General features: G+C 60.2%; 23 protein-coding genes and 1 pseudogene. 7 read left to right on the top strand and 17 right to left on the bottom strand.

The genetic code is table 11. The features are described 5' to 3' along the window. Positions 1 to 9 precede the first annotated feature (9 nt). Positions 10 to 861: an MIP/aquaporin family protein gene (locus J5X93_RS20640; RefSeq protein ID WP_102081830.1), complete on the bottom strand. Its 852-nt coding sequence runs from the start codon at positions 859 to 861 to the stop codon at positions 10 to 12. Between the two features lie 302 nt (positions 862 to 1163). Between J5X93_RS20640 and ybaK the strand changes: the two genes are divergently transcribed. Continuing rightward, entirely contained in the window at positions 1164 to 1634 is a 471-nt protein-coding gene (ybaK, locus tag J5X93_RS20635) for a Cys-tRNA(Pro) deacylase (protein ID WP_043206515.1), read from the top strand. A 79-nt stretch (positions 1635 to 1713) separates the two neighbouring features. Here ybaK and J5X93_RS20630 read toward each other — a convergent pair whose 3' ends face one another. Both J5X93_RS20630 and argF read right to left on the bottom strand, forming a co-directional pair. Continuing rightward, positions 1714 to 2823 (bottom strand): ABC transporter ATP-binding protein, encoded by a 1110-nt coding sequence (locus tag J5X93_RS20630; RefSeq protein WP_043206516.1) that lies wholly within the window; start codon positions 2821 to 2823, stop codon positions 1714 to 1716. Then, a complete protein-coding gene (argF, locus tag J5X93_RS20625; protein WP_043206517.1) occupies positions 2820 to 3740 on the bottom strand; it encodes an ornithine carbamoyltransferase in 921 nt (306 codons plus the stop codon). The genes J5X93_RS20630 and argF overlap by 4 nt, the downstream gene beginning before the upstream one ends. Positions 3741 to 4161: 421 nt before the next feature. Between argF and grxD the strand changes: the two genes are divergently transcribed. Next, positions 4162 to 4497, top strand: a complete 336-nt coding sequence (grxD, locus tag J5X93_RS20620) for a Grx4 family monothiol glutaredoxin (protein ID WP_043206518.1) — start codon at positions 4162 to 4164, stop codon at positions 4495 to 4497. Positions 4498 to 4601: 104 nt separating this feature from the next. On the opposite strand, the gene bfr is transcribed toward grxD, so the two are convergent. Beyond that, a complete protein-coding gene (gene bfr / locus J5X93_RS20615) occupies positions 4602 to 5075 on the bottom strand; it encodes a bacterioferritin (protein WP_043206520.1) in 474 nt (157 codons plus the stop codon). A gap of 202 nt (positions 5076 to 5277) precedes the next feature. Continuing rightward, positions 5278 to 5499 carry a bacterioferritin-associated ferredoxin gene (locus J5X93_RS20610; RefSeq protein WP_043206521.1) on the bottom strand — a complete coding sequence of 74 codons (222 nt, stop codon included), beginning with the start codon at positions 5497 to 5499 and terminating at the stop codon, positions 5278 to 5280. A gap of 212 nt (positions 5500 to 5711) precedes the next feature. On the opposite strand from J5X93_RS20610, the gene J5X93_RS20605 reads away from it, so the two are divergent. Then, positions 5712 to 6314, top strand: a complete 603-nt coding sequence (locus tag J5X93_RS20605) for a peroxiredoxin (RefSeq protein ID WP_043206522.1) — start codon at positions 5712 to 5714, stop codon at positions 6312 to 6314. A gap of 61 nt (positions 6315 to 6375) precedes the next feature. Here J5X93_RS20605 and rnt read toward each other — a convergent pair whose 3' ends face one another. Next, positions 6376 to 6987 (bottom strand): ribonuclease T, encoded by a 612-nt coding sequence (gene rnt, locus J5X93_RS20600; protein WP_230387848.1) that lies wholly within the window; start codon positions 6985 to 6987, stop codon positions 6376 to 6378. Between the two features lie 56 nt (positions 6988 to 7043). Then, a complete protein-coding gene (pyrC, locus tag J5X93_RS20595) occupies positions 7044 to 8090 on the bottom strand; it encodes a dihydroorotase (protein ID WP_250033955.1) in 1047 nt (348 codons plus the stop codon). Between the two features lie 130 nt (positions 8091 to 8220). Here pyrC and J5X93_RS20590 point away from each other — a divergent pair, with 130 nt between their 5' ends. Together J5X93_RS20590 and J5X93_RS20585 are read left to right on the top strand one after the other, a co-directional pair. Beyond that, a complete protein-coding gene (locus J5X93_RS20590; protein WP_043213047.1) occupies positions 8221 to 9198 on the top strand; it encodes a flagellar protein MotY in 978 nt (325 codons plus the stop codon). Between the two features lie 128 nt (positions 9199 to 9326). Then, positions 9327 to 10544 (top strand): argininosuccinate synthase, encoded by a 1218-nt coding sequence (locus J5X93_RS20585; RefSeq protein WP_043213048.1) that lies wholly within the window; start codon positions 9327 to 9329, stop codon positions 10542 to 10544. A 57-nt stretch (positions 10545 to 10601) separates the two neighbouring features. On the opposite strand, the gene J5X93_RS20580 is transcribed toward J5X93_RS20585, so the two are convergent. Continuing rightward, positions 10602 to 11063, bottom strand: coding sequence for a hypothetical protein (locus J5X93_RS20580; protein WP_102081831.1), 462 nt, complete (start codon positions 11061 to 11063; stop codon positions 10602 to 10604). A 367-nt stretch (positions 11064 to 11430) separates the two neighbouring features. On the opposite strand from J5X93_RS20580, the gene J5X93_RS20575 reads away from it, so the two are divergent. Continuing rightward, positions 11431 to 12063, top strand: coding sequence for a response regulator transcription factor (locus tag J5X93_RS20575; RefSeq protein ID WP_043213052.1), 633 nt, complete (start codon positions 11431 to 11433; stop codon positions 12061 to 12063). 45 nt (positions 12064 to 12108) lie between these two features. On the opposite strand, the gene J5X93_RS20570 is transcribed toward J5X93_RS20575, so the two are convergent. From J5X93_RS20570 to metG, 8 genes and pseudogenes are all read right to left on the bottom strand, one after another. Then, positions 12109 to 12285, bottom strand: coding sequence for a PA3496 family putative envelope integrity protein (locus J5X93_RS20570; protein ID WP_043213055.1), 177 nt, complete (start codon positions 12283 to 12285; stop codon positions 12109 to 12111). A gap of 104 nt (positions 12286 to 12389) precedes the next feature. Further along, positions 12390 to 13028 carry an endonuclease III gene (gene nth, locus J5X93_RS20565; RefSeq protein ID WP_043213057.1) on the bottom strand — a complete coding sequence of 213 codons (639 nt, stop codon included), beginning with the start codon at positions 13026 to 13028 and terminating at the stop codon, positions 12390 to 12392. 4 nt (positions 13029 to 13032) lie between these two features. Next, the gene (locus tag J5X93_RS20560; RefSeq protein ID WP_102081832.1) at positions 13033 to 13557 is read right to left on the bottom strand and encodes an NADH:quinone oxidoreductase; all 525 of its coding nucleotides are present in this window, start codon (positions 13555 to 13557) and stop codon (positions 13033 to 13035) included. Further along, positions 13550 to 14152 carry an RnfABCDGE type electron transport complex subunit G gene (locus J5X93_RS20555; protein WP_102081833.1) on the bottom strand — a complete coding sequence of 201 codons (603 nt, stop codon included), beginning with the start codon at positions 14150 to 14152 and terminating at the stop codon, positions 13550 to 13552. Before J5X93_RS20555 ends, J5X93_RS20560 begins: the two co-directional genes overlap by 8 nt. Beyond that, a complete protein-coding gene (locus J5X93_RS20550) occupies positions 14149 to 15120 on the bottom strand; it encodes an RnfABCDGE type electron transport complex subunit D (protein ID WP_102081834.1) in 972 nt (323 codons plus the stop codon). The genes J5X93_RS20555 and J5X93_RS20550 overlap by 4 nt, the downstream gene beginning before the upstream one ends. 4 nt (positions 15121 to 15124) lie before the next feature. Beyond that, positions 15125 to 15949: pseudogene (gene rsxB, locus J5X93_RS20545) on the bottom strand (electron transport complex subunit RsxB); the annotation flags it as partial. Continuing rightward, a complete protein-coding gene (locus tag J5X93_RS20540; protein ID WP_102081854.1) occupies positions 15946 to 16494 on the bottom strand; it encodes an Rnf-Nqr domain containing protein in 549 nt (182 codons plus the stop codon). The gene J5X93_RS20540 and the pseudogene rsxB, both read right to left, overlap by 4 nt. Positions 16495 to 16587: 93 nt before the next feature. Continuing rightward, positions 16588 to 18627, bottom strand: a complete 2040-nt coding sequence (metG, locus tag J5X93_RS20535) for a methionine--tRNA ligase (RefSeq protein WP_102081836.1) — start codon at positions 18625 to 18627, stop codon at positions 16588 to 16590. A gap of 161 nt (positions 18628 to 18788) precedes the next feature. Here metG and apbC point away from each other — a divergent pair, with 161 nt between their 5' ends. After that, a complete protein-coding gene (gene apbC, locus J5X93_RS20530) occupies positions 18789 to 19883 on the top strand; it encodes an iron-sulfur cluster carrier protein ApbC (RefSeq protein ID WP_043213071.1) in 1095 nt (364 codons plus the stop codon). A gap of 149 nt (positions 19884 to 20032) precedes the next feature. Here the strand turns inward: apbC and J5X93_RS20525 are convergent, their stop codons facing one another. Further along, positions 20033 to 20245: a cold-shock protein gene (locus J5X93_RS20525; protein WP_043213073.1), complete on the bottom strand. Its 213-nt coding sequence runs from the start codon at positions 20243 to 20245 to the stop codon at positions 20033 to 20035. Positions 20246 to 20327 lie beyond the last annotated feature (82 nt).

The raw sequence follows: 20327 nt of genomic DNA, 5'->3' as shown, positions 1-20327 counted from the left end.
GCGGCGGCATCAGGAGACCTGGGTCTTGCCCTGAGGATTATCGTCTGTTTGTAGGTTCGCGGGTTGCACCGTCGGCAAATTGCGGGCGATCAGGCCCCGGTACAGGGCGGCGCCCAGGCAGGCGCCTAGGATCGGTGCGAACACCGGAACCAAAAAGTAGGGGATGTCACGCCCGCCGGTGAAGGCGATTTCGCCCCAGCCAGCCAGGAAGGCCATCAGCTTGGGCCCGAAATCCCGAGCCGGATTCATGGCAAAGCCGGTGAGCGGGCCCATGGCGCTGCCGATCACTGCGATCAGCAAGCCAATCAAGAGCGGTGCCATGGCGCCTCGGGGCAAGCCGTTGTTGTCGTCGGTCAGCGCCATGATCACGGCCATGAGAATGGCGGTAATCACTACTTCGACCACTACGGCCTGGGCAATGGACAGAGACGGGTGTGGATAGGTGGAGAACACCGAGGCCAGCTCCAGACTGGCCTGGCTGCCACGAACCATCGCGTGGGTCTGTTCGAAATCGAAGAACAGGTTGCTGTACAGCGTGTAGACCAGCGCTGCGGCACAGAAGGCGCCACAGACTTGGGCGAGGATGTAGAAGGGCAGTTTGCGCTTGTCGAAATCGGCGAACAGGCTCAAGGCAATGCTCACGGCGGGGTTCAAGTGAGCCCCTGAAATGCCGGCGGTGAGGTAGATCGCCATGCTGACGCCAATGCCCCAGATGATGCTGATCTCCCAGAGGCCGAAACTGGCACCCGCGACCTTGAGAGCGGCGACGCAACCGGTACCGAAGAAGATGAGCAAGGCGGTGCCGAGGAACTCGGCCAAGCATTGGCTTGAAAGGGTGGGTTGTCGTAGAGCAGTCGTCATGTGAAACCTCGTTTCTTGTTGTTGTGAGGCACTGGGCGCTCGACAAAAGGCTCGGTGTCTATCCCCATAAACCCCGGGCGAATGTAGGAAACGCACCTTTAAAGGGCGCCATTTATTCAAAAACGAAAAAATATAGACAAGAAACGCTGATGTCAAAGGTCGAAAGTGAACCGTCATTCACAATCTGACTGCCTGTATCAAGCGTGAATCCGCGAGCCAGACACGGTGGAGCTCGGTTCGCTGGTCGCTCTGTGGGATTTGCCCTAAAGTAGCCGGCGACTTGCCATCGACTGGAGCCGTACATGACCCCCGCCCTCGATCTTTTGAAGAAGGCGCGTGCCGAACACCGCGTGCACAGCTACGAACATGACCCCAAGGCGGCCTCCTACGGCTTGGAGGCCGCAGAGAAGCTAGGGCTCGACCCGCAGCGGGTGTTCAAGACCCTGTTGGCCAGCAGTGAAAAAGGTGAATTGCTGGTGGCAGTGGTGCCCGTGGGAGGCACGCTGGATTTGAAGGCGTTGGCCCATGCGGCAGGGGTGAAGAAGTGTGAGATGGCCGACCCGGTGGCGGCGCAGCGTGTCACGGGCTACCTGGTGGGTGGGATCAGCCCGCTGGGCCAGAAGAAGCGCCTGCGTACCTTCATCGACGATTCTGCGCAGCAGTTCGAGAGCATCCATGTGAGCGCCGGGCGACGCGGGCTTGAGGTGGAGCTGGCGGCGGCGGTGCTGGCCGAGCACACCCAAGGGAAGTTCGCCGGGATCGGGCGAGGCTGAACCCTAGCGGATTGGATGGAGGGAAGCAGGTGCTCCGGACAATCAGGAATGGGCCGCCCAGCGGCCCTTGTCGGGTGGCTCAGGTTGCCGAGCTGTAGCGGCGAACCCCGTTCTCCTGACGTGGCAACTGCGCCGCCACGCTGCCTGGTACCGGGAAAAGTACCAGGTGATCTGCTGCCACGCTGATGCCGACATCCTGACCGACCTGATGGTCGATATGGCTCGGGAAGATCGCCTCGAGCTGGCTACCGGTGGGCAGCTGCAGGCGATACAGCGTCGACGCGCCGAGGAAGCTTTTGCCGATGATGGTTGCCCGCAAATCGCTGTCCGGCGCGTGGATGATGTCATCCGGACGCAACAGCACGTCCACCGAGCTGCCCAGCGCCATGGTGTAGGCACGATTGCCGCGCAACTCACCCAGTTCGGTATTGACCGCATCATGGCTGCTCATCTGGCCACGGATGAAGTAGCCCTGGCCGATGAAGCTGGCGACGAACGGCGTCTGCGGTTCGTGATAGAGGTTGTAAGGGGTATCCCACTGCTCCAGGCGGCCTTCTTTGAACACGCCCACGTGATCGCTCACGGCGAAGGCTTCCTCCTGATCGTGGGTAACCAGGATGGCGCTGGTGCCGCGGCTCTTGAGGATATCGCGCACCTCATGGCTCAGACGCCGGCGCAGCTCCACGTCCAGGTTGGAGAAGGGCTCGTCAAGCAGCAACAACTGGGGTTCCGGCGCCAAAGCCCGGGCCAGGGCGACCCGTTGCTGCTGGCCGCCGGACAGCTCGTGGGGGTAACGACTACCCAGGCCGCTGAGCTTGACCAGCTCCAGCATTTCGTCGACCACCTCGCCCTGACGGGGATGCTTCCCGATACCGAAGGCGATGTTCTGCGCGACGGTCAAATGGGGGAACAGTGCATAGTCCTGAAACACCATGCCAATGCGGCGTTTCTCCGGCGCCAGGGTGAAGCCTGCGCGGGAGATGACCTCGCCGGCCAGCTGGATCTCGCCCTCATGCACCGGCTCGAAACCGGCGATGGCGCGCAGTGTGGTGGTCTTGCCGCAGCCTGAAGACCCCAGCAGGCAACCGATGTCGCCTGCATTGAGGTGCAGATTTAGGTTCTGGACGATGCGCTGGTCGCCATAGCCACAGGCCAGGTTGCGCAGGTTAAGCAGTAGCGGATGACTCATGCGTGGTGGTAAGCCGGTTCTACAAGGAATTCCAGAAGGGCCTTCTGCGCATGCAGGCGGTTTTCAGCCTGGTCCCAGGCGACCGAACGTGGGTCGTCGAGCAGGTCCTGGCTGATTTCCTCGCCACGGTGGGCGGGCAGGCAATGCATGAACAGGGCGTCGGGTGCCGCCAGGTCGAGCAGTTCGCGGGTGACCTGGTAGGGCGCGAAATGCGCCAGGCGCCGTGCAGTTTCCTCCTCCTGGCCCATGGAAGTCCAGACATCGGTGGTCACAAGGTGTGCACCGCGCACGGCTTCTTTGGGGTCGCGGACGATGGTCACGCGATCGCCACCCAGTTGGAGGAAGCGCGGATCGGGCTCATAGCCTTCCGGGCAGGCGATGCGCAGTTGGAAGTCGAATTGGTGGGCGGCTTCGATATAGGAGTTGCACATGTTGAAGCCATCGCCGATCCAGGCCACGGTCTTGCCCTGGATCGAGCCGCGGTGCTCGAGGAAGGTCTGCATGTCGGCCAGCAACTGGCACGGGTGCGACTCGTCGGACAGGGCGTTGATCACCGGGACGCGCGAATAGGCGGCGAATTCGGTCAGGGTGCTGTGGGCGTGGGTGCGGATCATCACCACGTCAAGCATGCTCGACAGGACGATGGCGCTGTCGCTGATCGGCTCGCCACGACCCAGTTGGGTGTCACGCGGCGAAAGGAAGATCGCCTGGCCGCCCAGTTGGATCATGCCAGCCTCGAAGGAGACACGGGTACGGGTCGAGGATTTTTCGAAGATCATCCCCAGTACGCGATTCTTCAGTGGCTCGAACAGCACGCCTCGTTTGCGCAGATCCTTCAGCTCGATGCCTCGGCGGATCACACCGAGCAATTCGTCGGTGGTGAAATCCAGCAGGGAGAGAAAGTGCCTAGCGCTCATGATTGACTACCTTATCTGCAACGGTTTGCAGGTCGACCGTATGGTTTTGTTGACAACGGGAGTGACCTGCGGCGTAAGCCGCACGAGGCGGACGGAATAGGGGGAGGCGCAATACTATAATTAAATGTCGCCTCAAACCAAGAGGGGAAACAGCTGCTCTATTACTGCGGGTGTCATAACCCTTTGTAGGGCTGCTGTTTTTTATTTTCTACAGGGGTTGTACACGGCTTGCCGGCGGTTTGGCAAACCCCTTGTCGCGAATCGCGTGCCACAGGTCGGAGGATGTTCAAAGCATTGCGCGGCGTCGATACCTATGTGAAGGCCGCTGTGGTGCCGGCAAGGCCGAGCATGCTGCTCGGCTTTCCGTTACAATGCGTCACCGTGCCGACGATTGCGTCGGAAAGTTCAGCCGAGGTGCTTCATGGATATCATCGAAACAATCAAAGAGCAGATCGCCAACAACACCATTCTGCTTTACATGAAAGGCTCGCCGAATGCCCCGCAGTGCGGCTTCTCGGCGCGCGCTGCGCAGGCCGTGATGGGTTGTGGCGAGAAGTTTGCCTACGTCGACATCCTGCAGAACCCGGAAATCCGCGCCAACCTGCCCAAGTACGCCAACTGGCCAACCTTCCCGCAACTGTGGGTCGGTGGTGAGCTGGTCGGCGGCAGCGACATCATGCTCGAAATGTTCGAGAAGGGTGAGCTGCAAACCTTGATCAAGGAAGCCGCCGCCAAGGCCAAGGCCTCCGAAGCCTGATCTTGCCGCCAGCCCCGCGATAGAGCAATCCGGCGGGGCTGACAAGGTTTGACAGGTATGAAAAAGCCCCGCATATGGCGGGGCTTTTTCGTTGCTGGCGAAACTTATTCTTCGCCCATCTGCGATTGCAGGTAGTTCTCGATACCAATTTTTTCGATCAGGCCCAATTGGGTTTCCAGCCAATCGATGTGTTCTTCCTCGGACTCGAGGATATCCTCGAGCAGGTCGCGAGAGCCGAAGTCGCCTGCGGTCTCGCAGTGGGCGATCGCAGCCTTAAGGTCGGCCAAGCCCTTCTGCTCGATCTTCAGATCGCATTCGAGCATTTCCTTGGTGTGTTCGCCGATCAGCAACTTGCCCAGGTCCTGAACGTTGGGGATGCCTTCGAGGAAGAGAATACGCTTGATCAGTTTATCAGCGTGCTTCATCTCATCGATGGACTCCTTGTACTCGTGCTTGCCGAGTTTGTTCAGGCCCCAGTCTTCATACATACGTGCGTGCAGGAAGTACTGGTTGATTGCGACCAGCTCGTTTCCGAGGATCTTGTTGAGATGCTGGATGACGCTTACGTCGCCTTTCATGTCGGGTTCCTGCCCTTGTTGAAGTGTGTCAATACAAGAAGTCTGATCCCGCCAACGGCCTCTGTCAAACCTAAGTAATTGAATAGTAAGTGAAAATTAATAGAAATAAGAATGTTTGTGAACCGCGTTAGGACGCTAACTTCTTGAATTCTGGGCATAAAAAAACCGGACACTGGGTCCGGTTCTTCTTGATTGGGTGTGTTCAGGCCGCGTTGAATTCAACAGGGTATGGCAGGGCAGCGTGCTGGGTGGCCTGAAGTTCAGTCAACGTCTCGCGAACGACCTGCTTGGCAAGGCAGGCGCATTTGCCGCACTGGCTGGCCACGTTGGTGGCGGCTCGGACTTCCTTGTAGCTGCAGCATCCTTCATAGATCGCATCGCGGATCTGTCCGTCGGTGACGCCGACACAAAGACACACATACATAGGGGAGACCATCGCTGGTTAGGCTCGATGGGTTGGAGCTTAATGGTAATGAGAATGCGTGTCAAAGAACTTTCGGTAAGCGTCCGTCTAGAGCGACCGGTGGTTGGATTCGGCCTGTCACCAGAAGCCGTGTATGATGGGCGACCTTTGCTGGATGCCGGGCGGCCCGCCCACCCAGGCATCGGTATTTCACCACCCTCAGGAGATCACGAATGAGCGTACTCGTTGGTAAACAAGCCCCTGACTTCACCGTTCCAGCTGTGCTGGGCAACGGCGAGATCGTCGACAGCTTCAACCTGGCTTCGGCCATCAAAGGCAAGTACGGCCTGGTATTCTTCTACCCGCTGGACTTCACCTTTGTCTGCCCGTCCGAGCTGATCGCCCTGGACCACCGCATCCCTGACTTCCAGGCGCGCGGCGTGGAAGTGATCGGCGTGTCGATCGACTCGCACTTCACCCACAACGCCTGGCGTAACACCCCAGTCGACAAAGGCGGCATCGGCCAGGTCAAGTACACCCTGGCAGCTGACATCGCCCACGACATCTGCAAGGCTTACGACGTCGAATCCGAAGGCGGCGTGGCCTTCCGTGGCGCCTTCCTGATCGACAAGAACGGCGTTGTCCGTTCGCAGATCGTCAACGACCTGCCTCTGGGCCGTAACATGGACGAATTGCTGCGCCTGGTCGATGCTCTGCAGTTCCACGAAGAGCACGGCGAAGTGTGCCCGGCCAACTGGAAGAAAGGCGACAAAGGCATGACCGCTTCGCCAGAGGGCGTTGCTGCTTACCTGAGCGAGAACGCTGGCAAGCTGTAATTGCCAAGCGCATAAAAAAACCGGCCTTCGTGGCCGGTTTTTTTATGCGTCGGATTTGAGCTCAATCGTTGAAGTCGCGCCAGCCGCCCATTTCCTTCCAGCGGTTGACGATGCCGCAGAACAGCTCGGCGGTCTTCTCCGTATCGTAGCGGGCCGAGTGGGCCTCGCGGCCGTCGAAGTCGATGTCGGCGCTCTGGCAGGCCCGTGCGAGTACGGTCTGGCCGTAGGCCAGGCCCGCCAGAGTGGCCGTGTCGAAGCTGGAGAATGGGTGGAACGGATTGCGCTTGAGGTCGGTGCGCGCCACCGCGGCATTAAGGAAGTTCAGGTCGAAGCTGCTGTTGTGCCCGACCAGGATAGCCCGTTTGCAGCCATTGGCCTTCAACGCCTTGCGCACGCCGCGGAAGATGTCGGTGAGCGCCGTTTCCTCGCTCACCGCCATGCGCAGCGGATGGTCCAGCTTGATGCCAGTGAATTCCAGGGCTGCCGGCTCGATGTTGGCCCCTTCGAAAGGCTCGACCCGATAGAAGTAGGTGTGCTCCGGGAACAGGAAGCCCTTTTCGTCCATGCCGATGGTGACTGCGGCGATTTCCAGCAAGGCATCGGTCGCACTATTGAAACCGCCGGTTTCAACGTCCACCACGACGGGCAGGTAACCGCGGAAACGCTCGGCCATCGGATGGCGAGCGCCGCTGCCTTGACCTTCCTGGTCTTCTTCGTAGAACGCTTCGCTCACGCCTGACCCTCCAGCAGACGCCAGCGCAGCTTCTCGCCTGCGCGCAGGGGGATCACGGTATTGTCGCCCAGTGGCAGGCTGTCCGGGGCAGTCCACTCCTCGCGTACCAGGGTAATGGTGTCGGTGTTCGCCGGCAGGCCATAGAAGGCCGGGCCGTGGAGGCTGGCGAAGCCTTCGAGCTTGTCCAGCGCATTACGTTGCTCGAACGCCTCGGCATACAGCTCGATGGCGGCATAGGCGGTGTAGCAGCCGGCGCAACCGCAGGCGGCTTCCTTGGCATGACGGGCGTGCGGTGCCGAGTCGGTCCCCAGGAAGAACTTGCTGTTGCCGCTGGTGGCCGCATCCAGCAAGGCCACCTGGTGGGTGTTGCGCTTGAGGATCGGCAGGCAATAGAAGTGCGGACGGATACCGCCCACCAGCATGTGGTTGCGGTTGTACAGCAAATGCTGGGCAGTGATGGTCGCGCCGACGTTGGCCGGGGCCTGCAGGACGAACTGCGCGGCATCGGCGGTGGTGATGTGCTCGAACACCACTTTCAGAGTCGGGAAACGCTCGACCAGGCGAACCAGGTGCTCGTCGATGAAGCGCTTCTCACGGTCGAACACATCGACCTCGGGGCGGGTCACCTCTCCGTGCACCAGCAGCGGCATGCCGGTCTCGGCCAGGGCTTCGAGCGCTGGTGTGATGTTGTCCAGGCTGGTCACCCCCGAGTCGGAGTTGGTCGTGGCGCCGGCCGGGTACATTTTGGCGGCATACACGAATCCGCTGGCCTTGGCCGCGTGGATGTCCTCGGCGCTGGTTCGGTCGGTGAGGTACAGCACCATCAAAGGCTCGAATCGGCTGCCGGCCGGACGTGCGGCCAGGATGCGCTCACGATACGCTCCGGCCTCGGTGGCAGTGCGGACCGGTGGGACGAGATTGGGCATGATGATGGCGCGGGCGAAGGTGCGCGCCACGTCGCCAACGGTGTGGGGCAGGACGGCACCATCGCGCAGATGGATGTGCCAGTCGTCGGGGCGCAGGAGGGTCAGGCGATCGGACATTGGGGATTCCAGGCGGGTCGAACTCGTGTGCCAATGCTACCGGAAAACCCTCGTTCGAGCACGGCTATCAAGTTTTCCTGCCAGCGTCCGATAGCTTGCAGGTAAGCCGTCAGAATCAATGGAGCCGCCCGTGCGCCAGCGTTACCTAGCCCTGTTCATCCTGTTTGCCAGCCTGCCGGCCGGGGCATTGACCTTCCAGACTCGCGTGGAGAACGTTACCTGGAACGTCGAAGGGGATCAGTTCGAGTGCCGCCTTGTCCAGCCGATCGACGGTTTCGGTAGTGGCGAGTTCGTGCGTCGGGCCGGTGAGCAGCCGATCTTCCAATTGCGTTCGGACACCAACGCACTGGGAGCCGGCGGTGCGACTTTGCTGGCGGCAGCGGCGCCTTGGCAACCAGGTCGCGGTGATATCAATCTCGGCTCAGTGCGCATGGGCCGCACGGGGGTGTTGTTCACCTCGTCCCAGGGCCAGGCCAGCCGACTGATCAATGGCCTGCTCGATGGTCGCAGCACGGTGGTGCGCAACTACACGGGCGAAGCTGGCAGGCCCATGGAAGTGCGTGTGCTGCCTGTGAGTTTCGCCAAGGCTTACAGCGACTACCAGGTGTGCGCCAGCAAATTGCTGCCGATGAACTTCGACCAGATTCGCCAGACGCAGGTGAGCTTCCCCCGTGGGATCGAGCTGGACAGTGCTGCCAGGGCGCGACTGGATGTGATCCTCGATTACCTCAAGGCCGACCCTTCGGTGAATCACATCGAGCTCGATGGCCATTCCGACAACAGCGGCAATCGGCTGACCAACCGCGACACGTCGAGGCGCCGGGCCCTGGCGGTCGCCGATTACCTCAAGGCCCATGGTGTGCCACAGGAGCAGATCACCGTGCGCTTCCACGGCGAGCGATACCCGCTCGCGCGCAACAACAGTGCCGCCAACCGGGCGCGCAACCGCCGGGTGAGCATCCAGCTGGATCGCGTCGCGCCGGTGGAAAAACCCGTGGAAGCCCCCACCGACAAGCCCGCTGGCCAACCGCCAGCGACGCCTCCCGCCACCGCCCCAGCGACCCCGGCTGCTGCCGTGGCTGGCCCGCGCACGGGTAAAGCTGTCTGAATGCGACCGCTGGTCGCGGTCTTGACTGTTCCTGTCGCTTTGTCGTCACAAGCTGTCGCCCCATTGTAAATATTTCAATGGGGCCGGTAGAATCAACCGCTTTCCGTACAACCCCGTGGAGTGATGGCATGGCGGACGTAAAAAAGGTCGTACTGGCGTATTCCGGCGGCCTTGATACTTCGGTGATTCTCAAGTGGCTGCAGGATACCTACAACTGCGAAGTGGTGACTTTCACCGCTGACCTGGGGCAGGGCGAAGAGGTCGAACCGGCCCGCGCCAAGGCTCAGGCGATGGGCGTGAAAGAAATCTACATCGATGACCTGCGCGAAGAATTCGTGCGTGATTTCGTTTTCCCGATGTTCCGCGCCAACACCGTCTACGAAGGCGAGTACCTGCTGGGTACGTCCATCGCCCGTCCGCTGATCGCCAAGCGTCTGATCGAAATCGCCAACGAAACCGGCGCCGATGCCATTTCCCACGGTGCCACCGGCAAGGGTAACGACCAGGTGCGCTTCGAGCTGGGCGCCTATGCGCTCAAACCAGGCGTAAAGGTGATTGCACCCTGGCGTGAGTGGGATCTGCTGTCCCGCGAGAAGCTGATGGACTACGCCGAAAAGCACGGCATTCCGATCGAGCGCCACGGCAAGAAGAAATCGCCGTACTCGATGGACGCCAACCTGCTGCATATCTCCTACGAAGGCGGTGTCCTGGAAGATACCTGGACCGAGCACGAGGAAGACATGTGGCGCTGGAGCGTGTCTCCGGAAAACGCCCCGGATCAGCCCACCTACATCGAGCTGACCTACCGCAATGGTGACATCGTCGCCATCGATGGCGTCGAAATGACCCCCGCCACCGTACTGGCCGAGCTTAACCGTATCGGCGGTGCCAACGGCATCGGTCGCCTGGACATCGTCGAGAACCGCTACGTGGGCATGAAGTCCCGCGGTTGCTACGAAACCCCTGGCGGCACCATCATGCTCAAGGCTCACCGTGCCATCGAGTCGATCACCCTGGACCGCGAAGTCGCTCACCTGAAAGATGAGCTGATGCCGAAGTATGCCAGCCTGATCTACACCGGCTATTGGTGGAGCCCGGAGCGTCTGATGCTGCAGCAGATGATCGACGCTTCCCAGGTCAACGTTAACGGTGTCGTTCGCCTGAAACTGTACAAGGGCAACGTGATTGTCGTAGGGCGCAAGTCGGACGATTCGTTGTTCGATGCCAACATCGCGACCTTCGAGGAAGATGGCGGTGCCTACAACCAGGCCGATGCCGCGGGCTTCATCAAGCTCAACGCCCTGCGTATGCGCATTGCAGCCAACAAGGGCCGTTCGCTGCTCTGATCTTTGCGAGCGCCTCGAAAACCCCGGCCGTGTGCCGGGGTTTTTTTTGCCTGGATTTCAGGGCTGCTCACGTTTTTCGTTTGTGCCCTCGACATTGATCGAGAGATGGATGCGAACACCGGTCTCGAGGTTTTCGAGAACCCAACTGCGAGGGAGCGTATGAGGTTGGTTGAGAGCACGCAGAATGTGGGGTTCGACGATCTTGCGTGTGTCTGGGCCGGAAAGGGTGATGCTCAGGGGCTGTTCTGGCGAGACGTATTCAGGAGGGGATGAAAGGGAGCTCTGAGGGTCGGTCTTTTCTGCCGTCTCCGGCAGGGGAGGTTGATACAAAGATTGATTGTTGAAGTTCAAGGTCAGGAAAAACAGCATAGTCAGGAAGAAGGGAAAGCCTACCAGGAACCACGTGTAGATTTCCTGACTGTTCTCACTGAGAAAAGGCAACGTCGCCAGCGCAGAAGCTTCGATGATGCCTGCAAAGATGGCGATGATAGCCAAGGGGCTGATGGAGTCTGTTTGCATGGTGCTTGCCCACGAATGTTTGCCTATCTTTCGCCTGTTTTGGGCCTGATGAAAAGATAGAGCTGTTTCCCGTGGAAGCGACATGACGCTTCATGTCATCTGCATTTTTCTAAAGTTACCCCGCCTGAATCGAGAATTCCTTCAAGTTAGAAGCGTTATGGAAGTGGGGTTTTATATTGCTTATTGTTAGTTTTATAGGCGGCGCCTGGGTGCAAAAGTTTTAAGTAACTAGGCTTGTAGGAAAATTCTTTAATTTATGTAGGGGCTCTCTCTGCTTGGTGATGAGCGGCAATTCGCTGCGCCATAAGGCAGTCAGCTCGGTTATCGTAATGCTTTGGAGTTGTAATAGTGAACCAATGGATGCCGCATGAATAAAGTGCTTATCGTGGATGATCATCCGGTAATTCGTCTGGCCGTACGCATGCTGATGGAACGGCACGGGTACGACGTGGTGGCGGAAACCGACAATGGTGTGGATGCCTTGCAATTGATCCGGGAGCACCTTCCGGACATCGTGATACTCGATATAGGTATTCCGAAGCTGGATGGGCTGGAAGTCATCGGCCGTATGGCATGCATCAGTCCAGGCAGCAAAGTGTTGGTACTGACCTCGCAGGCGGCGGGACATTTTTCGATGCGTTGCATGCAGGCCGGTGCTGCCGGGTATGTGTGCAAGCAGCAAGACCTGACGGAGTTGCTCAGTGCGATCAAGGCCGTGTTGTCTGGATACAGCTATTTCCCCAATCAGGCGCTACACAAAGCTCGTGGATGCGTGAAGGGCGGCAGCGAGGAGGAAATGGTCCAGCGCCTCTCCGGCAGAGAGGTGATGGTGTTGAAGGAGCTGGCCAGCGGCAAGAGCAACAAAGAAATCGCCGACAGCATGTTCCTCAGCAACAAGACGGTGAGCACTTACAAGACGCGTCTATTACTCAAGCTCAATGCCCATTCGCTGGTCGACCTCATCGAGCTCGCCCAGCGCCATGGCTTATCCCGTCCCTGAAACACGAAGCCTCCGCAAGGGAGGCTATCTAGGATATCCGACCCGTCATAGGTCGTAATCAAAATCGGCGAGTTGCTTTTGCAAACGCCGCTCCTCGAGAAGGTTGTCGATGGTGCGGCGCTTGCTCAAATTGGTCTTTGCAGGTTCCACCTGAGGCTCTGCGTCGTCTTCCGAGGTGGAAAATTCATCGTCGATTGACAGCTCGTCTTTATCGGTACTCATGAGTCACTCCAAGCCAAGGGGCCGTTGGCCGTCCTTATAGCGAGAAACCCGATTCCGGTAAAAAAGATTTTTTCAATCGTGTAGAACCCTTTCTTTCTATTGCATCAATCGTCAGAAGTCTTGTGTTTGTACTCGCACAAGTCTTCGATTCGACAGCTGCCACAGCGAGGCTTGCGCGCCTGGCATACATAGCGACCATGAAGGATCAACCAGTGATGAGCGTCGAGCAGGTAGTCTCGGGGCACGAACTTCATGAGTTTCTTTTCTACCTCCAGCACCGTCTTGCCAGGGGCGATGCCGGTGCGGTTGCTGACCCGGAAAATATGCGTATCAACCGCCATGGCGGGCTGACGGAAAGCGGTATTGAGCACTACGTTCGCGGTTTTGCGACCCACGCCCGGCAGTGCTTCCAAAGCTTCACGAGTTTGTGGCACTTCGCTGCCGTGGTGCTCAATCAGTAAACGACAGGTTTCGATGACATTCTTGGCTTTGCTGTTGTAGAGGCCGATGGTCTTGATGTATTCGCTAAGCCCTTCGACACCCAGTGCGTAGATCGCCTCGGGGGTATTGGCCACCGGATACAGGCGAGCGGTGGCCTTGTTGACGCTGACGTCCGTTGCCTGGGCGGACAGGATTACGGCGATCAGCAATTCGAAGGGCGTAGTGTAGGCCAGTTCGGTTTTCGGATCGGGATTGTCTTCGTGCAGCCTGCGAAAAATCTCCAGGCGTTTGGCAGCATTCATGGGCTCAACGGCTTCCTTGACAACGTGAGGGGGCAGCCCCCGGATGCAGGCGATTGTACAGGGCCAGCAGCAGGCCAAGCAGCATCAACCCCCCAGGCACAAGGCCCGCCAAATGAAGACCTGGCCCTGTTGCCAGCCATTGACGACAGGCGCCAAGCAGTACGCATAGCATTGACAGAGCGCTCACGTGAACCGCGAGATAGCGCCACCGCCCCGTGGTGGGGAGCAGGTAATCTACCGCGAGGCTCTGCACGCTCAGCAAGACCGGGTAATGGCCGAGCGCCAGGGCCAGGGGTAGCGCCCAAGCGTTCAAACCTAATTGCAGGCAACTGGCCAAACCGGCGAGCAGCAGCAGGCTGGCCAGCAAACGGGGGAGGCCAGTCAGAGTTTTGCGCAGAGGGAGCATCAAGACCTGATGAGTGATGATCATCCCGGCCGCGCAAAGGCCGATCATTATCCCTTGCGCCAGGGTCGAGGTCGCACCGACCAACGTCACCACGCTCACCCCCAGCAATCCGAACCTATTCATGTGCACTTTCCTCCAGCAATGCGGTTCGATGGGTGTCGAAATAGCGCAATGCGTCCTGCAGGGCGTCGATTACCGCGCGTGAGGTGACGGTAGCGCCTGCCAGCTGGTCGAAGTCCCCTTGATCACGTTTCAATGCCCATCGGCTGGTCTGGGCGTGGCCTGAAAATTGCTCCAACCAGTGCACCGCAGGATCGATCAGCCGCGCCCCCAGTCCAGGGCTTTCCTTTTGTTCCAGTACTCGGATGCCCAGCAGACGCCCATCGGGAGCGATCGCGATTGCCAAGATTATCGGGCCGGCATAACCCTGGACCTGACTGCGCAGCAAGATGGCGCTTGGGCTTGCGCCCAATGTGGCACGGTAGCCGGCGAGTAACTCGCTATGGGGCAGACGGGTATCGCGCAGGGCGAGGGGCGCTTGCAGGGGCTGGTTGTCATAGCTGCTGTCAGGAAGCACCGAAAGCCATTGACGGCTTTGCAGCTGTTGCTCGGCTTGCTGGATGGCCGAGAGCGTCCAATGCCTCCAGATCAATGTCATGCCCAGTGACAAGGCGCCGACCACGACAACCAACAGGACACCACGCGCTGTACGGTTCATGGGGCGGCCTGCGTGAGACGTGCGGCGTATCGTTCCAGAGCCGGCACGGCAAGGTTCATCAGCAAGATGGCGAACGCGGTACCGTCGGGGTAGCTACCCCAGGTTCGGATCAAGTAGATGAGCAGCCCAGTGCCGAAACCGAACAGTAGCCGCGCCGGAGGACTCTTGGGGCCAGACACAGGCTCAGTGGCGATGAAGAATGCGGCCAGCATGGTCGAGCCGGAAAACCAGTGCAGCAGCGGCGAGCCATTGGAGTCGGAACCTGATCCGTTCCAGCACAGCAGGCTGAACAGGAACAATCCGCCGAGCAAGCCTGCCGGCGTGTGCCAGCTGATGACCTTGCGCTGAAGCAGAAACAGCCCGCCCACCAAAAAACCGACATTCACCCATTCGCTGCTTCGACCTCCAATCGCGCCGAATCCAGGGTGCTGGGCGAACAGTTCATCGATGGTCAGGCTGCGATTGTGGCGCAGGCCATCGAGCACTGTCGGGGTAGCCCAGGCGTCGATGTGTCCGGTGCTGGCCCAAAGGCTGTGCAGGCTTTCCATGAGCCCGGGCGAGTGGCCCGGCCATTGGTTCATCTGTAGGGGGAAGCTCAGGAGCACGAAGGCATAACCGACCATCGCGGGGTTGAAGGGGTTGCGGCCGACCCCGCCAAAAGCGTGCTTGCCAACGCCGATGGCGACGCTTGTGGCGATGACCGGCAACCACCAAGGCGCATGGGGGGGGAGTGAGGCGGCCAGCAGTACGGCGGTTACCAATGCGCTTGCATCGGCCAACGCCGGTTGCGCAGGTTGGCTGCGCAGGGCCAGGAGTAACGCTTCGCAGGCCAGCGCAGTGCTTGCGCAAAATAGCAAGTTGAACAGTACGCCCCAGCCGTGCAGCCAAAGCAGCCCTAGCAAGCCTGGCACACAGGCCAGCAGCACTTGGCCCATGGCGCTGCGCAAGCGCGGCTCAGGCGCGGGCATGATCCGCCCCGGCCTGAAGGGCGTCGAGGTGCTGTTGGGCGTCTTTGGCGGCTTTTTCCAGGAGGTTTAACTGGGCGTGCTGCGCCTCGTTCGGTGCGGCGCCGAATGCGCTGCGGGCTTTGTTCAGTTGCGCGCGGCTCATGGCCGCTGCGATCTTGGCTTGCTTGAGGGCGGCATCGTTGTGGGCGGCCTTTTGTGCCTTGACCCGTTCGATAGCGGCTTTGATCGGGTCGGATGCGTCGCCACTGGCGGTCGGATTGCTCGCAGCACGCTGGCTGCGTGCCATACGTTCGGCCTGGCGACGTGCTTCCTCGCGCTGCAGTCGGGCATTGCGTTGTTCGTGGCGATGACGGGCGTGGTCACGACGTTTGGCGCGGGCATCGAGTTGTTCGGCAGTGTGAGCCAGGCCGCCGACGATAGGTACGATCTTGTCGGGCAGGGGCAGCAGGTCGATACAATCGACCGGGCAAGGCGCCAGGCAGAGGTCACAGCCGGTGCACTCGCTGGCGATGACCGTGTGCATCAGCTTGGCAGCGCCGACGATGGCATCCACTGGGCACGCCTGGATGCATTTGGTGCAACCGATACATTCGGCCTCGCGAATAAAGGCGACTTGGGGCGGTGCGTTACCACGCTCGGTGTCCAGTGCAATGACCTGTACCTTGAGCAGGTTGGCAAGGGCGGCGATGGTTTCGTCGCCGCCGGGTGGGCATTTGTTGATCGCTTCGCCCGCGGCCAGCCCTTCGGCATAGGGCCGGCAACCGGCATGGCCGCACTTGCCGCATTGGGTTTGCGGCAGCAGGGCATCGATGCGTTGAATCAGACTCATTGTGTAAATAATCCGTTGAAACCGGAAAATGCCATGGTCATCACTCCGGCGCCGATCAGGTCGATGGGAAGGCCACGCAAAGCACTGGGGAGGTCTGAATGATCGCTGCGTTGGCGCAGGTCATCGAACAATGCCAGGGCAAGCCAGAAGCCCAATCCACCGAATACGCCCCATCCCCACACCGCCAACCATCGATCATTCGCATGGATGACCTGTAGCAGCAAGCCTAGCACCAGGGCGTTGCAGAGCAGCCAGGGCAGCAGGTCCTGCAATGGCCAGGTCGGCTGTATCCGCTGGAGCGCATTGGCGATGCCCCAGCCCAGTAACAGCAACAGCGGTAGGAACAGGAACAATTGCAGGTCCTGCAGGCCCAACGCATTCAACACTTGATCATGCAAAAGCTTTCCAAGCGGCAGGCCCAAAAGCATGAGTAAGGCTATGGATGCGCCGAGCAAGTGAATCCGCAGGCGAGAGACCGGCGTCCTATGCAAGATCAGGTGATTGATCAACGCAGCGCTGACCAGAACCAAGACGTAGTCGTTCATGGGGATGCCGATGGCCGGGGCTGCCGTCATTATCCGGTAGGCGGCCGGGGATGGAAATGCCCCGGCACTGGGCCGGGGCAGAAACGCGGACGCTTACTTGATGCGCTGGCCAGGCTTGGCGCCGCTGTCAGGGCTGAGCAGGTAGATATCTTCGCCACCCGGGCCGGCCGCCATGACCATGCCTTCGGACACGCCAAAGCGCATTTTCCGTGGCTTGAGGTTGGCGATCATCATGGTCAGACGGCCTTCGAGCTTGGCTGGGTCAGGATAGGCCGATTTGATACCGGAGAACACGTTGCGACGCTCGTCGCCAATGTCCAGGGTCAGGCGCAGGAGCTTGTCGGCCCCTTCAACGGCCTCAGCTTTGACGATCAGCGCCACGCGCAGATCGACCGCGGCAAAAGTGTCGAACTCGATTTCTGGCGACAGCGGGTCTTTGGTCAGCTCACCGTTGCCTGCCGGGACCGGGGATTGGGTGGCAGCCAGGTCTTCCTTGCTGGCGGCGACCATGGCTTCGACCTTAGCAGGCTCGATGCGATTCATCAGTGCCTTGAATGGGTTGAGCTTGTGGTTTTCCAGGCGCGACAGGTGGTCATTCCAGGTCAGCGGCGCGACGTTGAGGAAGGCCTCGGCATCGGCAGCCAGCAGCGGCAGCACAGGCTTGAGGAAGATCACCAGTTGGCGGAACAGGTTGATCCCCTGGGCGCAGATGGCCTGGACCTCGTCCTGCTTGCCTTCCTGCTTGGCCAGGGACCAGGGGGCCTTGTCGGCAATCCAAGCGTTGGCGCGGTCGGCCAGTGCCATGATTTCACGCATGGCGCGGGAGAAATCACGGTTCTCGTAAGCTTCGGCGATCGACGGCGCAGCCGCGAGGAAGGCCTCGCTCAGTTCGGGTGCGGCATCGCCGGCGACCAGGACGCCCTCGTTGCCCTTGTGCACGAAGCCTGCGCAGCGGCTGGCGATGTTGACCACTTTGCCGACCAGGTCGGAGTTGACCTTCTGCACGAAGTCGTCGAGGTTCAAGTCCAGGTCGTCGACGCCACGGCCCAGCTTGGAGGCGTAGTAGTAGCGCAGGTACTCGGGGGCCAGGTGGTCCAGGTAGGTACGCGCCTTGATGAAGGTGCCGCGCGACTTGGACATCTTCGCGCCGTTGACGGTCAGGTAACCGTGCACGTTGATGCCGGTTGGCTTGCGGAAGCCCGCGCCTTCGAGCATGGCCGGCCAGAACAGGGCGTGGAAGTTGACGATGTCCTTGCCGATGAAGTGGTACAGCTCGGCCTTGGAGTCTTCTTTCCAGAACGCGTCGAAGTCCAGTTCCGGACGACGCGCGCAGAGGTTCTTGAAACTGGCCATGTAGCCGATCGGCGCATCCAGCCAGACGTAGAAGTACTTGCCGGGTTCGCCTGGAATCTCGAAGCCGAAGTACGGCGCATCACGGGAGATGTCCCACTCCTGAAGGCCCGAATCCAACCACTCGGCGAGTTTGTTCGAGACCGCTTCCTGCAGGGTGCCGCTGCGGGTCCACTGCTGCAGCATGGCCTGGAAATCCGGGAGCTTGAAGAAGAAGTGCTGGGAGTCGCGCAGCTCCGGCGTGGCGCCGGAGATTGCCGATTTTGGGTTCTTCAGCTCGGTGGGTGCGTAGGTGGCGCCGCATTTTTCGCAGTTGTCGCCGTACTGGTCTTCGGCCGCGCACTTGGGGCAGGTGCCCTTGATGAAGCGGTCGGCCAGGAACATGCCTTTCTCGGGGTCGTAATACTGGGTGACCGAACGGGTGGCGATGTGGCCGGCGTCGCGCAGGCGGGTGTAGATCAGGCTCGACAGCTCGCGGTTTTCTTCGCAGTGGGTCGAGTGGAAGTTGTCGAAGTCGACCAGGAAGTCGGCGAAGTCGCTGCTGTGCTCGGCCTGGACATTGGCGATCAGTTGTTCGGGTGTGATGCCTTCCTTTTCGGCGCGCAGCATGATGGCCGAGCCGTGGGCGTCGTCGGCGCAGACATAGATGCACTGGTTGCCGCGCAGCTTCTGGAAGCGCACCCACATGTCCGTCTGGATGTACTCGAGCATATGGCCAAGGTGGATTGAACCGTTGGCATAGGGCAGGGCGCTGGTGACGAGAATCTGGCGTGGCTCGGACATGGTGGCTCGGCTACTTAATCTGGCGACAGGATGGAAAAATAAAGATGATCGGCAACTATAAAGGGCTGACGAATATATTTCACCCCAAGGACGCATCTGCTGACGATTGACGGGTTAGCATAGGCATCTGTTCGATCTAAAGCCTGCCAATGGGAGCCTCCATGAGTGCCGTCACACGTGCCGCCGTCGAAGGCGTGCTTCGCCAGTACACCGACCCCTATCTGAACCAGGATCCGGTCAGCGCCGGTTGCGTGCGCGCTATCGATATCCAGGGCGGCCAGGTCAATGTGCAGTTGCAGTTGGGCTATGCGGCCGGGCTGTTCAAGAATGGCTGGGCGCAGGTGCTGGGCACGGCCATCGAGAACCTGGACGGCGTCACGGCCGCACAAGTGTCCGTCGAGTGCGTGGTCGTGGCGCACAAGGCCCAGGCTCAGGTCCCGGCCATGGCCAACGTCAAAAACATCATCGCCGTGGCCTCGGGCAAGGGCGGGGTGGGCAAGTCCACCACCGCTGCCAACTTGGCCCTGGCCCTGGCCCGCGAAGGCGCCCGGGTCGGCATCCTGGACGCCGATATCTATGGCCCGAGCCAAGGTGTCATGTTCGGTATCGCGGAGGGCACCCGCCCTCAGATCCGCGAGCAGAAGTGGTTCGTGCCGATCAAGGCGCACGGCGTGGAAGTCATGTCGATGGCCTTCCTCACCGATGACAATACCCCAATGGTCTGGCGCGGCCCGATGGTCTCCGGCGCGCTGCTGCAACTGGTGACCCAGACTGCCTGGGATAACCTGGACTATCTGGTGATCGACATGCCGCCTGGCACCGGCGACATCCAGTTGACTCTGGCGCAGAAAGTGCCGGTGGCAGGTTCCGTGATCGTCACCACCCCGCAGGATCTGGCGCTGCTGGATGCGAAGAAAGGCGTGGAGATGTTCCGCAAGGTGAACATTCCGGTGCTGGGTGTGGTGGAAAACATGGCCGTGCACATCTGCTCGAATTGCGGTCATGCCGAGCATTTGTTCGGCGAGGGGGGCGGGGAGAAGCTCGCCGCTCAGTATGGCGTCGACCTGCTGGCCTCGCTGCCCCTGTCGATGTTGATCCGCGAGCAGGCCGACAACGGCAAGCCGACCGCCATTGCCGAGCCGGAAAGCCAGATCGCCATGGTCTACCAGGAACTGGCCCGCCAGGTAGGGGCGCGGATCGTGCTGCAGGAAGCTGCGGCGCCTGCGATGCCGAACATCACCATCAGCGAGGACTGAATCCGCAGGACCGACAGGTTTGCTTCACGGGTAAACCCGCTCCCGCCGCTGTGGTAGCGGGTTCAATCCGCGAAGAAGCCTGCAAATTTCTGCGTCAGGCATAAAAAAACCCGCCATATGGCGGGTTTTTTTGAAGCGCGAAAGAAGGATTAACCTTCGATGCGAACTTCTTCAGCCTGCATACCTTTCTGGCCGCGGGTAGCGACGAAAGTAACAGCCTGGCCTTCTTTCAGGGTTTTGAAGCCGTCAGCCTGGATGGCCTTGAAGTGTACGAACAGATCGTCACCCGACTGAGGGGTGATGAAGCCGTAGCCCTTCTCATCGTTGAACCACTTGACGGTACCGGATTGGCGGTTGGACATGGTATGTCTCCTTGGACAAAGTAGATTTCGGCACAGGAACACCCTGGCCGGGACTGAGTGCAAAGAGAGCGGAAAATTCAGC

This window comes from Pseudomonas sp. BYT-1 (genome assembly GCF_023611805.1).
In the GTDB taxonomy this organism is placed as follows: Bacteria; Pseudomonadota; Gammaproteobacteria; order Pseudomonadales; family Pseudomonadaceae; genus Aquipseudomonas; species Aquipseudomonas guariconensis.
The sequence above is the reverse complement of the archived record's forward strand: the minus strand, read 5'-3'. Positions and strand labels throughout refer to the sequence as shown.